At 68.1% G+C, this 14,110-nt stretch carries 12 protein-coding genes and 1 riboswitch; of the genes, 6 read left to right on the top strand and 6 right to left on the bottom strand.

Annotated elements, in window-relative coordinates; translation table 11 throughout:
* The 4 genes from NA11_RS36070 to NA11_RS36055 all read right to left on the bottom strand — a co-directional run.
* Positions 1 to 611: sensor domain-containing protein (locus NA11_RS36070; protein WP_174567782.1), on the bottom strand; the 611-nt coding region annotated here is incomplete at its 3' end.
* Between the two features lie 76 nt (positions 612 to 687).
* Positions 688 to 2,472 carry an MDR family MFS transporter gene (locus NA11_RS36065; protein WP_069166557.1) on the bottom strand — a complete coding sequence of 595 codons (1,785 nt, stop codon included), beginning with the start codon at positions 2,470 to 2,472 and terminating at the stop codon, positions 688 to 690.
* Positions 2,473 to 2,483: 11 nt separating this feature from the next.
* Entirely contained in the window at positions 2,484 to 2,990 is a 507-nt protein-coding gene (locus NA11_RS36060; protein ID WP_069166556.1) for a MarR family winged helix-turn-helix transcriptional regulator, read from the bottom strand.
* 88 nt (positions 2,991 to 3,078) lie between these two features.
* Entirely contained in the window at positions 3,079 to 3,900 is an 822-nt protein-coding gene (locus NA11_RS36055; RefSeq protein ID WP_069166555.1) for a crotonase/enoyl-CoA hydratase family protein, read from the bottom strand.
* A 190-nt stretch (positions 3,901 to 4,090) separates the two neighbouring features.
* On the opposite strand from NA11_RS36055, the gene NA11_RS36050 reads away from it, so the two are divergent.
* The 3 genes from NA11_RS36050 to NA11_RS36040 all read left to right on the top strand — a co-directional run bounded on the left by NA11_RS36050 (position 4,091) and on the right by NA11_RS36040 (position 5,675).
* Positions 4,091 to 4,411: a 2-oxo-4-hydroxy-4-carboxy-5-ureidoimidazoline decarboxylase gene (locus NA11_RS36050; RefSeq protein WP_069166567.1), complete on the top strand. Its 321-nt coding sequence runs from the start codon at positions 4,091 to 4,093 to the stop codon at positions 4,409 to 4,411.
* Positions 4,412 to 4,464: 53 nt separating this feature from the next.
* Positions 4,465 to 4,941, top strand: coding sequence for a YbaK/EbsC family protein (locus tag NA11_RS36045; RefSeq protein WP_069166554.1), 477 nt, complete (start codon positions 4,465 to 4,467; stop codon positions 4,939 to 4,941).
* Positions 4,942 to 5,123: 182 nt separating this feature from the next.
* Positions 5,124 to 5,675 carry a flavin reductase family protein gene (locus tag NA11_RS36040; RefSeq protein ID WP_069166553.1) on the top strand — a complete coding sequence of 184 codons (552 nt, stop codon included), beginning with the start codon at positions 5,124 to 5,126 and terminating at the stop codon, positions 5,673 to 5,675.
* An 83-nt stretch (positions 5,676 to 5,758) separates the two neighbouring features.
* Here the strand turns inward: NA11_RS36040 and NA11_RS36035 are convergent, their stop codons facing one another.
* Entirely contained in the window at positions 5,759 to 7,075 is a 1,317-nt protein-coding gene (locus tag NA11_RS36035) for an aminotransferase class V-fold PLP-dependent enzyme (RefSeq protein WP_069166552.1), read from the bottom strand.
* A gap of 48 nt (positions 7,076 to 7,123) precedes the next feature.
* A riboswitch (SAM riboswitch) is annotated at positions 7,124 to 7,237 on the bottom strand.
* A gap of 101 nt (positions 7,238 to 7,338) precedes the next feature.
* Here NA11_RS36035 and NA11_RS36030 point away from each other — a divergent pair.
* The 3 genes from NA11_RS36030 (at position 7,339) to NA11_RS36020 (ending at position 13,589) form a co-directional block, all read left to right on the top strand.
* Positions 7,339 to 7,986, top strand: coding sequence for a LysE family translocator (locus NA11_RS36030; RefSeq protein WP_069166551.1), 648 nt, complete (start codon positions 7,339 to 7,341; stop codon positions 7,984 to 7,986).
* A 348-nt stretch (positions 7,987 to 8,334) separates the two neighbouring features.
* The gene (locus NA11_RS36025; protein WP_069166550.1) at positions 8,335 to 12,252 is read left to right on the top strand and encodes a Pls/PosA family non-ribosomal peptide synthetase; all 3,918 of its coding nucleotides are present in this window, start codon (positions 8,335 to 8,337) and stop codon (positions 12,250 to 12,252) included.
* On the top strand, positions 12,252 to 13,589 hold the full coding sequence (locus NA11_RS36020) for a M1 family metallopeptidase (RefSeq protein ID WP_069166549.1): 1,338 nt from the start codon (positions 12,252 to 12,254) through the stop codon (positions 13,587 to 13,589). Before NA11_RS36025 ends, NA11_RS36020 begins: the two co-directional genes overlap by 1 nt.
* 53 nt (positions 13,590 to 13,642) lie before the next feature.
* On the opposite strand, the gene NA11_RS36015 is transcribed toward NA11_RS36020, so the two are convergent.
* Complete coding sequence (locus tag NA11_RS36015; protein ID WP_084655353.1) at positions 13,643 to 14,107, bottom strand: DUF2752 domain-containing protein; 465 nt, start codon at positions 14,105 to 14,107, stop codon at positions 13,643 to 13,645.
* Positions 14,108 to 14,110 lie beyond the last annotated feature (3 nt).

The following is a 14,110-nucleotide window of genomic DNA, read 5'->3' as shown; positions in this document are numbered from 1 at the left end:
AGCACGGCGCCCTCGGCCGGTCCGAGCAGGTAGCGCGCCGCCGACGCCTGCCAGCGGGCCACGGCCGGGAGGCGCAGCGTCACGGCGATCAACGGAAATGCGAGGAGAAAGCTCAACGCCGCCAGCGGCCAGGAGTCGACCAGGAAGCCGAACGTGATGACGTCGCCTTCGGGCGCCGCCTGCCAGTAGGCCGGGATCAGCAGCTGATTGAGCGCGCCGAGCGGTATGCCGATCGCGAAGGTCCCGATGAACAGTCCGGTCGTCCCGTGCGCGGCCAGCCAGGCGAAATCCCTGCGATTGGCGGGATCGGTGAACACCGTGGTCACCCGCTGCCGCAGGCCGCCGGTGAAGGGCTCATACGACTCGACGATCGGGGCTCCGAGATACTGTGCGGCCCTGCGGCGTTCGAACGAGAGCAGCGGCCGGACGACCCGAAACGCTTCGGGCAGTGCCGGAATCCCCACACCGATCAGGCAGAAGGCGGCGACGAGCAGCAATCCGATCAGCGCGAACAGGGACACGAACGAGGTCACGCCGCCGACCGCCAGGTACCAGATCGCACCGGGCAACCGCCGGAACTTGTCGCCCAGCGCGCGGATCACCCCGTTCATGCGGTCCTCATGACAGCGCACACCGCGCCCGGGACCGTCACAGTCCCGGGCGCGGTGCAGGCCCAAGCGAATTGGCTCACGTAGTACCGGATCCGTCCGCCGATCTACCGGCGGCCCGGTCGAGACCGCCACCGTTCGGCGGGCTCACCGCCTCACCGCCGCCGAGCATGAGCCCGGCCTGATCCATCACCCGCACCTCGACATCGTTCACCGAGTTCTTCTCGGCCGCTTCGGCTCTGGCCGCCTGAATGCCGCCCATCGTGCGCAACGGCACTTCCTTCCAGAACACCACCAGGATCAGCGCGAGCAGCGCGACGCCGGTCACGGACAGGAACACCGTCGACATGGACTCCGCGAAGCCGACCTTGAACGGGCGGGCCAGCTCCGGGTTCAGCTGCTGGATGATCGAACTGTCCTGCAGCACCTTGCCTGCGGCCGAGGTGTCCTGCGCAAGCAGGCCTTTCGACAGCGCGGCGTCAACAGGGTTGGTGCTGTTCACGCCCTCGACCACCGCGTGCTGGAACTGCGGATCGGCAGCGGCACTGCGCATCTCGTCGGAGATGTTCGGCGAGAGCTGCGCGAACAGGATGGACAGGAACACCGCGACACCGAGCGTGCCGCCGATCTGGCGGAAGAACGTCGCGGCCGCGGTGGACACGCCCATGTCCTTGGGCGGCAACGCGTTCTGCAGCGCCAGCGTGAGCGGCTGCATCAGGTTGCCGAGCCCGAAACCGGTGCATGCCATGAAGACCATCACCAGCCACAGCGGGCTGTCGGCGTTCAGGTAGTGCAGCAGGAACAGGCCGAGCGTCAGCATGGTCGCACCGATCAGCGTGAAGGCGCGATAGCGGCCGGTCCGCGCGATCAACTGGCCGGAAATCACCGAACCGGTCATCAGGCCGAGCACCATCGGCAGCATCTGCAGGCCTGCCAGCGTCGGGCTCGCCCCGCGCACCACCTGCAGGTACTGCGGCAGCAGCGAGATGCCGCCGAACATCGCGGCGCCGACAACGAACGAGATCACCACGCCGAGCGCGAACGTGGTGTTGGTGAACATCCGCAGCGGAATCAGCGCCGCGTCCCGCAGCCGCTTCTCCACCAGCACGAACCCGATGATGCCGACCACGCCGATCACGTAGCAGGTCACCGAACGCCCACTGCCCCAGCCCCATTCACGTCCCTGCTCGGCGACGATGAGCAACGGGACCAGGCCGATCGCCAGGACGAGCACGCCCCACCAGTCCACCCGGTCGGTGGAATGCGGCCGCTTCGGCAGTTTCAGCACCCGGTACACCACGGCGAGCGCGATCAGGCCGACGGGCACGTTCACCAGGAAGACCCAGCGCCAGCCGCTCACCCCGAGAATGGTGTCCTGCCCAGCGAGCACGCCGCCGAGGACGGGGCCGATCACGCTGGAGGTACCGAACACGGCAAGGAAGTAGCCCTGATACTTGGCGCGTTCCCGCGGCCCGACGATATCGCCGAGAATGGTGAGCGCCAACGACATCAGGCCGCCTGCGCCGATGCCCTGCACGGCGCGGAACGCCGCGAGCTGATACATCGACTGGGCCAGCGTGCACAGCAGCGAGCCGACGATGAAGATCGCGATGGCAAGCATGAAGAACTGCTTGCGGCCGAACATGTCGGACAACTTGCCGTACAACGGCGTCGCCAGGGTCGCGGTGATCAGGTACGCGGTAGTCGCCCACGCCTGCAACGAGTAGCCGTTGAGGTCGTCGGCGATGGTGCGGATCGCGGTGGACACGATCGTCTGGTCGAGCGCCGCCAGCAACATTCCGAGCATCAACCCGCTCAGGATCACCAAGATCTGCCGATGGGTGAAAGCCGGTGGCGCCTCCATGGTCTCCGATGTCACGTGTCGTTCTCCGTTTCACTAAAGGCCTGGTCCCAGTTGCGGCGCATAGCGGCGACCATCTCTGGTCTTGCGCGCTCGAAGTCGTCGACGAACTGCCGCAGCAATGCGGCGAAGTCGGCCACGGATTGTGGCGTCCAATCGGACATGACCCTGGTCAGGTTCTCGTTGCGGCGTTTGCGAATCCGTTCGGCGACCGTGCGCCCCCGCTCGGTGACGACGAGCACAGTTGCCCTGCCGTCATCCGGGTCGGCCTGCCGCTCGACCAGATGCTGGGCGACCAACTGGGCCACCTGGCGACTGACCGTCGACGCATCCGAATGCAGCACCGCGGCGAGCTCGCCCGATCGCATCGGTCCGTCACAGCAGAGCCGCATCAGCGCTCCGAAGGCTGCCGGATCGATACCGTCCTTGGTCCACGTGCCCAGCTGGGCTGCCGTGCGATCTCGAATCCGCTGCAATCGGCTGAGCTGCGCGGCGATCGTGTCGAGCGATTCGGGATCCACACACTTACCTTTGCTTGCATCAATCAATTAGTTGTGCGATGCAAGTATGTCCGCAGACTTGCCACTGGGGCAAGCGGTAAACCGGGCTTTACTTACCCTTGAACTCGGGCGCGCGCTTCTCGAAGACGGCCTTCAGCGCCTCGGTCAGATCCTCCGACGGAAGGAACGCGGCGTTCCACGCGGACACGTAGCGCAGGCCTGCGGCCACCTCGTCCTTGGTGCGCTGATCGAGCACGTCCTTCACGCCCTGCACCACCAGCGGCGGGTTCGCGGCGATCTCGCGTGCCGTCGCGTGCGCCGCGTCCAGCGCTGCCTCCTGATCGGCGAACACATCGTTGACCAGGCCGATCTTCTCGGCGCGCGCGGCGTCGATGTCCTTGGCCGTGTACGCGAGTTCGCGCAGGTGCCCCTCGCCGATGATGCCGGGCAGCCGGTGCAGCGACCCGATATCGGCGACGATCGCGACCTTCGCCTCGCGCAGGCTGAACTTGGCGTCCGCGCTCGCGTAGCGGATGTCGGCGGCGGCGATCAGATCGAGCCCGCCACCGATGCACCAGCCGGAGATCGCGGCGATCACCGGCTTGCGGCTGTCGGCCACCGCGGTCACCGCGGCCTGCATCTTGCGCACCTCGACGAGGAATTCGGTACGCGGCGCGGCCAGCGCCCGCTCACCCATCAGCGGGCCGAACGTGCCGCTCATCGCGGGCAGGTCCAGGCCGTAGGAGAAGTGCTTGCCCGAGCCGGTCAGCACGATCGCGCGCACCTCGGGGTCGGCGTCGAGCGCCTGGAAGATCTCCGGCAGCTCCCGCCAGAAATCCGGGCCCATCGCGTTGCCCTTGCCGGGACCGGTCAGCGTCACCTGCGCGACGTGGTCCTTCGTTTCTACGGTGAAAGCCTGCCATTCTGTCATTCGTACAGCGTAGAGGAGCCTGCCTCGGCGTGCGCCGAAAGGCCAGGGCACCGCGCTGGCCAGGAATTTCACCGCAACCACCCGCTATGTAAACCCTGCGCAAAATCACTGCGGCGCACTAGGTCCCACCGGGTCGGCTGCCGGATCATGAGTGCATCAGCACCCGCACTTCATCGCCTCGGAGGCCATCATGCTGATGCATCAGGGAATCGGTCTCGACCGATTCAACGAAATCACCCGTGCCCGTGCGATACACGCACTGTTCGAATGCTGCGGCAATGTCACCTGGGCCGCCAAGCTCGCCGACTCCCGACCCTACGCCGATCAGGACGCGCTGCTGGCCGAAGCCGATATCGAGCTGCTCGCGCTGTCTCAGGACGACTTGGATCGGGCACTCGAAGTAGTTGTGCACGAACATGTCTCGGGCGGCAGCGGCACCGTGCTTGCGCAGATCACCCGCGCGCGCCTCAGCACCATGCTCGGACCGAGCGAGGGCTATCCCGATTACTGAGGCATTCCAGAAGTAGCCAGACGTACGACCCTGGATCGCTCTACTCTGGTGTCATGCGCAGGTCGACATTGCCACCGATCGCCTGCCGAGTCGCGGACACCCTCATCGCTCGAGGCCATCACGGTGTCATCGTGACCCAGCCGGTACCGACACCAACGGTCGCGGACGCGGCGCGAGCACTCGGCGTCGACGTCGGCGCGATCATCACCGCGGGATTGTTCCTGCTCGACGACGATCCGGTGCTGCTCCTGGTCTCCGGCAAGCACGAGGTCGACCTGGAATCGACCGGGAAACGCCTGGAAGGCACGCTCACGCACGCGCCTGCCGACATGGTCCGCGAGGTGACCGGGCAGCCGATCGGCGGGATCGCGCCGGTCGGGCATCCCACCAACCTGCCGACCTGGGTGGACACCGCGCTCTCGCAACATCGCGAGGTCTGGGCCGCGGGCGGGCACCCGAACACAGTGTTCCGCACCTCTTTTCACGAGCTGGTACGCATCACCGCAGGCCTGCCGATCGACGTCGACTGAAACTGCGGTCGCCCTCGCTCTGTCTTTTGCCCGCTATCCCACTGATCTCGCAAAAACATGGGTAACTCGTCGGGCACTGGCTAACTCTGCACCAATATCTCCGCCGGTCGCCAACACCGCTGTCGAGGCACCCACGTCTGGCATGAATTCCCGGAGAGGCGGGGGAGCGTAGGTTTGGACGGGTGACCGAAGCAGAACGGCCCGCCACGGATTTCCAGGTCCCCGACGACCTGAGCGGGATCACCGCCGAGCAGTTCCGCGCCTCCATGCGCCACTACCCGGCCGGCGTCACCGTCGTCACGCTGAACTCACCGAACGGCCCGATCGGCTTCACCGCGACCTCTTTCGCGTCCCTGTCGCTGGCGCCGCCGCTGGTCTCGTTCAACATCGCGCACACCTCGTCGAGCCTGGCCGCCCTGCTAGACGCCGACTCCGTCGTCATCCACTTCCTCGGCGAACACCAGCACCACCTGGCCCAGCGCTTCGCCCGCACCGCCGAAGAACGCTTCTCGGACCGATCCCTGTGGACCACCCTCGACACCGGCGAACCGGTCCTGCACGGCACCCCCATCTGGCTCCGCGCCACCGTCCACCAACTCATTCCCCTCGGCGACCACACCCTCGTCGTCGGCCTCGTCACCCGAGTCCACGACAACACCAACGACTCCCCCGCCGCCGTCCCCCTCCTCTACTACAACGGCCGCTACCACCGCCCCACCAAACTCGGCGACTGAGCATCCGGACTGAAACCGCACCTGTCGCGGGACGTGTGGATCCCGAGAACAGGTGCGGATCAAGCTGATCGAGGGTGCTGCGGCTAGTCGACGAGGCAGGGGGCGGCGCCGACGGGGGCGGTTGAGGTGAAGGGGCGGGTTTCGGGGGTGGGGTTCCATACGTTGTTGGTGGCGGCGTAGTTCCAGGCCGGGCCGGTGTTGACCAGGGTGGCGACGGCTTCGATGAGGCGGTCGACGTCGGCGGGGGTGGTGCCGAGGCCGATGCTGGCGCGCAGGGCGCCGTCCAGGCCGAGGCGGGCCAGCAGGGGGTGGGCGCAGAAGCGGCCGTCGCGGACGCCGATCCCGTGCTCGGCGGAGAGGTAGGCGGCGACGTGGCCGGGGACGAAACCGTCGAGAGTGAAGGCGACGATGCCGACGGTGTCGGGGCTGTCGGTCCAGATGCTCAGCAGCTGCACGCCGGGGATCGCGGCGAGGCCTGCGCGCAGCCGATCGGCGAGCCGATGTTCGTGTGCGGCGAGAGTTTCCGCGTCGATCTCACAGAGCGCGTCGCAGGCAGCGGCGAGCGCGGCGGCGCCGAGCACGTTCGGCGAACCACCCTCGTGCCGCTGCGGCGCGGCCGCCCATTCGGCGCCGCCGGTGGTGACCTCACGGACCGCACCACCGCCGGCGAGGTACGGCTCGGCCGCATCCAGCCAGTCCCTGCGGCCGACGAGCACACCGGCGCCGAACGGCGCGTACAGCTTGTGACCGGAAAACACCACGTAATCGATGCCCGTCTCACGCAGGCTGATTCGCCGATGCGGCGCCAGTTGAGCGGCATCGACGAGGATGCGGGCACCGCACTGGTGCGCGACGGTGGCCAGGCGCTCCAGCGGAAGCACCTCGCCGGTGACGTTCGAGGCGCCGGTCACCGCGAGCAGCGCGGCAGGCTTGCTGCACAGCTCCGCGACCAGCCTGCCGACCGTCTCCTCGACGGTGGCCGCGGCGTGCACGACGCGGCGGCCGTGCTTGGTCCACGGCAGAAAGTTGGCGTGATGTTCGATGTCGAGCACCACGGTGTCGCCCGGCACGCAGGACGCGAGCAGGTTCAGCGAGTCGGTGGTGTTGCGGGTGAAGACGACTACCTGATCGTCGGTGGCGTCGAGGAACCGGGTCACCGAACCGCGCGCGGCCTCGTAGCACTCGGTGGAGATGCGCGAGGCGTAGCCCGCGCCGCGATGCACGCTCGCGTAGAACGGCAGCAGCTGCTGCACCCGGTCGGTCACCTGCGCCAATGCGGGTGCGCTCGCGGCGTAGTCGAAATTGGCATAGGTGGTGGTTCCGCCTTGGACGAGCGGCACCCGCAGGTCGTCACCCGAGACTCGGGCCAGCGCACAGTTCTGGTCCACAACAGCAGTCATCACGAAAATCCCGTCGGCTCTGGGACCCGTAATCAGCAAGATTCAGCGAGTCCGCGCTTGCCGCACCCGGTTGGGCGTCGGCCCGGTCGTCACCCGGAGCACCCCACCGCGGAGGAGGGTTGCCGACCAGCAAGCCGGGGCTGAACGCTGGTACTCATGACCTGTCCCGAGATTGACAGAAGATCACCCGCCCTGTCAACAGGACACCCACTGGCGGGCATAAACCCGTTGCTTATCGCGTCACCGTGAGTTCCCATCGTTGAGTGTCACTTTCCCTGCTGCTGAGCTTCATCGGCCTGTGCGTCCTGCTGTCGATCACTCCTGGCCCGGATTCGTTTCTGGTGCTGAGGTTCTCGATCGTGGACGCGCGACCGGGGATCGCGGCGGCCATCGGGTCGGCACTCGGCGGCCTGTTGTGGGCGGTGGTGGTCGCGGCCGGCGTCGCCGCGCTGCTGGAGCAGTCAGCGACCGCCTATCGCGCGCTCAAGATCGTCGGCGGAATCTACTTGCTGTACTTGGGTATTCGCGCGTTGCTCGATCAGCGACGGCAACGCAGGGCGGCACGGGCCGCCGCTGCCGCCGAGGATCAGGTCGACATCGGGTCCGGCGCGCGCACCTCGGTTCGCTCGGCGTTCACCGCGGGCATCGTCTCGTGCATGTTCAACCCGAAAGTCGGCCTGTTCTACCTCGCCGTGCTACCGCAGTTCCTGACCGAGGTCACCTTCGCCAACACCCTCGCGCTCGGCGCCGTCGAATCGGCCATCGCCGCGGTAGCGATGGTGCTCCTGGCCCTGGCCGCCTCCCGAGCGGTCACGCTGCTGCGCCGCCCGAAGATCCGGGATCGGCTCGAACAGGCCAGCGCCGCCATTCTGGTCACCCTCGGCATCGGCACCGCCGCCTCCGCGGCCTGACCGCACCGCGCCACGCCGGGCGCGAAACGCTCTGAGCTGCAAGATCACCAGCCCGATGAGCGGAATCACATCGCTGCGGACCGCACCGCGCAGCGACCGTCTGGCGAACCCCCTCCGCAACCCGCCAACCAGGCATTGCTTCGGCGCGCCTGACAGAAATCGCCACGACCTGCAACAACTCCAGCGACGGTGCCGAGCCGGGCATCCGCGCCGGTGAACAACAAACGTCGACAACCCCGAGTAGCCTGGACAACTGGTCACCATGGCGTTTGCCAACTGGTAACCCAGCTATGACAGAAACAACACCAGGAAGTGCGAGGCGGGCGAATGGGAGGTGGGCAGGGCGTCATGCTCCAGCCACAGGTTGATGCGACGGTTGACCCGCTACTCGGCACCCCGAACACACCACCGGCCCGGACCCTCGTCGACATCCTGACCGCGACGGCGCTCACGCATCCCGATGCGCCCGCCATCGACGACGGCGACACGGTCCTCAGCTATCTCGAAATGGTCGTCGAGATCGAGAAGATCATGGCCAGGCTCGCCACCGCGGGCGTGCGGCCAGGCGACCGGGTCGGCGTGCGGATGCCGTCGGGCGCCAGCGACCTCTACCTCACCATCCTCGCCGTGCTGTATGCGGGCGCCGCCTACGTCCCGGTCGACGCCGACGATCCGGACGAGCGCGCCCAACTGGTCTTCGGCGAGGCTCAAGTCACCGCCATCGTCACCGCCGCAGGCATCGAAACGACACCGGCGGGCATCCGTGCCGCGGCCGAGCGCTCGCTCGACGAGGGCGTCAGTGCGCTGCCGACCCCCGCCGACGACGCGTGGATCATCTTCACCTCCGGTTCCACCGGAACCCCGAAAGGCGTTGCGGTGACCCACCGCAACGCCGCCGCCTTCGTCGACGCCGAGGCCAGGCTGTTCCTGCCGGACGCCCCGATCGGCCCCGGCGACCGTGTCCTGGCCGGCCTCTCGGTGGCGTTCGACGCCTCCTGCGAGGAGATGTGGCTGGCCTGGCGCAACGGCGCCTGCCTGGTGCCCGCGCCGCGTGACCTGGTCCGCACCGGCGCCGATCTCGGCCCGTGGCTGGTGCGCAGGGAGATCAGCGTCGTCTCGACGGTGCCGACGCTGGCCGCGACCTGGCCTGCCGAGGCGCTCGACGCGGTCCGGCTTTTGATCTTCGGCGGTGAGGCGGTACCACCCGAGCTCGCGGAACGCCTTGCCGGAAACGGTGATTCGGAACGTGAGGTCTGGAATACCTACGGCCCCACCGAGGCAACGGTGGTCGCCTGCGCCGCACTGCTCGACGGCGAGTGGCCGATCCGGATCGGACTCCCGCTCGACGGCTGGGACCTCGTTGTGGTCGACTCCGCCGGAAACCCGGTGGGCGAGGGCGAATCCGGTGAGCTGGTGATCGGTGGCGTCGGCCTGGCCCGCTATCTCGATCCCGCGAAGGACGCGGAGAAGTACGCGCCGCTGCCTTCGGTCGGCTGGGATCGCGCCTACCGCAGTGGCGATCTGGTCCGCAACGACAGCACGGGCCTGGTCTTCCTCGGCCGCGCCGACGACCAGATCAAGCTCGGCGGACGCCGCATCGAGCTCGGCGAGATCGACAACGCGCTGCAGCACCTATCCGGCGTCACCGGCGCCGCGGCGGCGATCCGGACCACCAAGGCAGGCAACAAGATCCTGGTCGGCTACCTCACCGGCCCCGGCGCCGACTTCGACCTCAAGGGCGCCAGAGCCCAACTGGCCGAACAGCTTCCGGCCCCGCTGGTGCCGAGGCTGGCGCTCGTCGACGAACTGCCGACCCGCACCTCGGGCAAGGTCGACCGCAACGCACTGCCGTGGCCGCTGCCCAACAGCACCGACGACGATGCCGACAACGATCTCACCGGCGTCGCACAGTGGGTGGCCGGGCTGTGGGATTCGGTGCTCGGCGGCGAGGTCACCGACCTGGACGCCGACTTCTTCGACCTTGGCGGCGGCTCGCTGGCGGCGGCGCAACTCGTCACCGCGCTGCGCGAGCGTTATCCACAGATCACCGTCGCCGACCTCTACGACCATCCCAGGCTCGGCGCGCTCGCCGAACTGCTGGAGCAGAGCACACCGGCCGTCGCCGTCGAGGAGCGCGTCGTCCGCCCGACGCCGCTGTCCGCTCAGGCCGCCCAAGTGCTCGCCACCATCCCGCTCACCACGCTCACCGGCCTGCAGTGGCTCACCTGGCTCGCGATCGTCGGCAATATCGCGGCATGGTCCGGATCGCTGCCGTGGCTGCCGCAGTTGTCCTGGTGGTGGACGCTTGCCGCGTTCCTGCTCTTCATCTCCCCGCTCGGCCGGATGGCCATCTGCGTGGTCGGCGCCCGCCTGCTGCTGCGCGGGGTGCGACCCGGTCAGTACCCGCGCGGCGGCTCGGTCCATCTGCGCCTGTGGGCCGCGGTGCGGCTGTCCGAGGCCAGCGGCGCCGAAAACCTCTCGGGCGCACCGTGGATGGTGCCGTTCGCGCGAGCGCTCGGCGCGAAGATCGGCAAGGGTGTCGACCTGCACACCCTGCCGCCGGTGACCGGCATGCTCGAATTGGGCGACGGCTGCAGCGTCGAGCCCGAGGTCGACCTGTCCGGCTACTGGCTCGACGGCGACGTCGTGCACCTCGGCCCGGTCACCGTCGGGGCAGGCGCGGTGGTCGGCGCCAGATCGATCCTGTTGCCCGGCACCAAGATCGGCAAGAACGCCGAGGTCGCGGCGGGCTCCGCCGTCTCGGGCAAGGTCAAGGCCGAGCAGGAATGGGCAGGCTCGCCCGCCGCGAAAATCGGTAAGGCACACCACCGCTGGCCCGCGCACACGCCCAAGCGGGCAGCGCACTGGGTGGCGATCTTCGGCATCACCTCGATGGCGCTCGCCGCGGTGCCCATCCTCGGGCTCGGCGCGGGCGGGCTGTTCATCGCCTGGTTCATCCGCGATACCCGCACGCTCGCAGGCGGTTTGGGCCGCGCCTTCGCGATCCTGCCGGTCGCGACGCTGCTCAGCCTCGCGGTGTACGCGGCGGTCACCATCGTCGCGGTGCGACTGCTCAGCATCGGCCTGAAAGAGGGCTACCACCCGGTGCGCAGCCGGGTCGGCTGGCAGGTGTGGTCGACCGAGCGACTGCTGGACTCGGCCCGTACCTTCCTCTTCCCGCTCTACGCAAGCCTGCTCACCCCGATCTGGCTCCGCCTGCTCGGCGCGAAGATCGGCAAGGGCGTCGAGGCGTCGACGGTGCTGCTGCTGCCCAAGTTCACCACGGTCGCCGACGGCGCCTTCCTCGCCGACGACACCATGATCGCCAGCTACGAGCTCGGCGGCGGCTGGCTGCGGATCGGCGAGGCGAAGGTCGGCAAGCGGGCCTTCCTCGGCAACTCCGGCATGACCGCGCCCGGTCGGCGGGTACCGAAAAACGGTCTGGTCGCGGTGCTTTCGGCCGCGCCGTCCAAGGCGAAGGCAGGCTCGTCCTGGCTGGGCAGCCCGCCGGTGCGGCTGCGCCGCGCCTCCGATCACTCCGACACCGCGCGCACCTTCGATCCGCCGCCGCGGCTTCGGCTCGCCCGCGGCATCGTCGAAACCTGCCGCCTGATCCCGGTTCTGGTGACCTTCGCCATCGGACTCGGCGTGCTGTTCACCCTCGCCTGGCTCGCCGAGAACCTCGGCCATCTCGCCACCGCACTGCTCAGCGGGCTGGTGCTGCTGGCGGCGGGAGCGCTCGCCGGCGCCAGCTCGGTGGCCGCGAAGTGGTTGCTGATCGGGCGGATTCGCGCCGAGGAGCATCCGCTGTGGAGTTCGTTCGTGTGGCGCAACGAGGTCTCCGACACTTTCGTGGAAGCCGTTGCCGCACCATGGTTTGCCCGCGCCGCCACGGGTACTCCGGTACTCAACCTGTGGCTGCGCGGCCTCGGCGCCAAGATCGGCCGCGGGGTATGGTGCGAATCTTATTGGCTACCGGAGGCTGACCTGGTGACACTCGGTGACGGCGCGACCGTGGAACGCGGCTGCGTCGTGCAGACCCATCTCTTCCACGACCGCATCATGTCCATGGACACCGTCATCCTCGGCCCCGGCGCCACCCTCGGCCCGCACTGCGTCGCGCTGCCCGCGTCGACCATCGGCGAGGGTGCGACCATCGGCCCCGCCTCGCTGGTCATGCGCGGCGACACCGTGCCACCGTCCACTCGCTGGTGGGGCAACCCGATCGCGCCTTGGTTCCGCGGCGACCCCGGAGCGCCTCACTGATGCCGGACAAGTTCTATGAAGAGCCCATCGACGAGTATCTGCCGCAAAACGGAAACCGGGGATATCGGGTATCCCGCTACGAGCTCGAACTCATCTACAAGGTCGCCAGCAATCGGCTGACCGGCCGCGCCGAGATCACCGCGGTGACCACCGCGGTCCGGCCGCGGTTCGCGGTGGACCTCTCGCAAGCGCTCACCGTGTCCAAGGTGTTCGTCAACGGCGCCAAGGCCGCGAAATACCTGCACCAGCGCGGCAAATTGACGATCACTCCGCAGCAGCGGATCCCGGCCGGTGGCGTGCTTTCGCTGGTCATCCAGTACGGCGGCACGCCGAAGCCGGTGCGCGGCCCGTGGGGTGAGGTCGGCTGGGAGGAACTCACCGAAGGCGCGCTGGTGGCCAGCCAGCCCAACGGCGCCGCGTCCTGGTTTCCCTGCGACGATCATCCGAGTTCCAAAGCGAGCTACCGGATTTCGATCACCACGGACACTCCGTACTACGCGCTGGCCAACGGCACGCTGCTGCGCAAGCAGACCAAGGCGAGCCAGACCACCTGGGTGTACGAGCAGGCCGAACCCATGTCGAGTTATCTGGCGACCATCCAGATCGGCGCCTATCAAAAGCACCGCATCCCGACCGCACACGGCGCGGTGCCGATGCAGGCCGTCGTGCCGCCGCGGCTGCGCGCCAATTTCGAGCACGACTTCGCCAGGCAGCCGCGGATGATGGAGGTCTTCGCCGAACGGTTCGGGCCCTACCCTTTCGAGGGCTACACCGTGGTCGTCACCGACGACGACCTGGAGATCCCGATCGAGGCGCAAGGCATTTCGATCTTCGGCGCCAACCACTGCGACGGTAGACGCGGCGCCGAACGACTGGTCGCACACGAGTTGGCGCACCAGTGGTTCGGCAACAGCCTCACCATCGCGAAGTGGCGCGATATCTGGCTACACGAAGGCTTCGCCTGTTACGCCGAATGGATCTGGTCCGAGGAGGCGGGCGGGCCGACCGCCGACCAACTGGCCAGAGCGGCCAGGCACAACCTGTCGAGGCAGTCGCAGGACATCGTCGTCGGCGATCCGGGCCCGCTGCGCATGTTCGATGATCGGGTGTACAAGCGCGGTGCGCTCACCCTGCACGCGTTACGCCTGGAGCTCGGCGACACCGCGTTCTTCGATCTGTTGCGGGAGTGGACAATTCGCTACCGGCACGGGTCGGTCACCACCGAGGAGTTCACCGATCTGGCCGGGCACTACAGCCGGGTTCCGCTGCGCCCGCTCTGGGACCAGTGGTTGACCGAGCAGCCGCTTCCGCAGTTGCCGCCCGCCAACGCGGTATAGGCACAACGCCTTTCGCCTCAGAACACGGGGCGACGCCGTCGAGTGCGGCGCGCTCAGACCGGTGCGAGCCAGGTTCCCCACGGGGTGTTGCGCAGCACCGTGTATACCGCGAGCAGCGCGAAGAACGTCCACATCGTGACGGCGTTGATGGACGGCAGGCGCATGCGTTCGCCGCGCCAGGCCCGCAATGTCCAGTCGCCGACCCACAGCACGAAGGCGAGCACGAGGGGCACGGCAAGCACGTTGCTCTGCACCGAATCGAGCAGGTTGCCGTTGGTCAGGTTGTTGATCGCCCGCATGCCACCGCAGCCTGGGCACCACCAACCGGTGAGCGCGTACACCGGGCAGATGCCGTAGGAACCCTCGACGTGCGGGTCGCGCAGGTGCAGCAGCACACCGACGCCGATGCCGACGCCAGCGACCAGCAGCGGTATCCCCATCCCCCGCAGGCCGGACCGGGACGGGTTGGCGGAGTCCGAAGGTGCCGCCGGTTCCGGTGCGACGTGCGTACTTTCCACAGC

Source organism: Nocardia altamirensis NBRC 108246, from assembly GCF_001612685.1.
GTDB lineage: Bacteria > Actinomycetota > Actinomycetes > Mycobacteriales > Mycobacteriaceae > Nocardia > Nocardia altamirensis.
Note: the sequence above shows the minus strand (reverse complement) of the source record. Positions and strands in the feature narration are given on the sequence as shown.

Excerpts from the sequence above, each read along its gene's own strand:
- NA11_RS36035 (WP_069166552.1), bottom strand. The coding sequence starts at position 7,075 with ATGACTGCTGTTGTGGACCAGAACTGTGCGCTGGCCCGAGTCTCGGGT.
- NA11_RS36020 (WP_069166549.1), top strand. The coding sequence starts at position 12,252 with ATGCCGGACAAGTTCTATGAAGAGCCCATCGACGAGTATCTGCCGCAA.
- NA11_RS36045 (WP_069166554.1), top strand. The coding sequence starts at position 4,465 with ATGCGCAGGTCGACATTGCCACCGATCGCCTGCCGAGTCGCGGACACC.
- NA11_RS36025 (WP_069166550.1), top strand. The coding sequence starts at position 8,335 with ATGCTCCAGCCACAGGTTGATGCGACGGTTGACCCGCTACTCGGCACC.
- NA11_RS36055 (WP_069166555.1), bottom strand. The coding sequence starts at position 3,900 with ATGACAGAATGGCAGGCTTTCACCGTAGAAACGAAGGACCACGTCGCG.
- NA11_RS36050 (WP_069166567.1), top strand. The coding sequence starts at position 4,091 with ATGCTGATGCATCAGGGAATCGGTCTCGACCGATTCAACGAAATCACC.
- NA11_RS36065 (WP_069166557.1), bottom strand. The coding sequence starts at position 2,472 with ATGGAGGCGCCACCGGCTTTCACCCATCGGCAGATCTTGGTGATCCTG.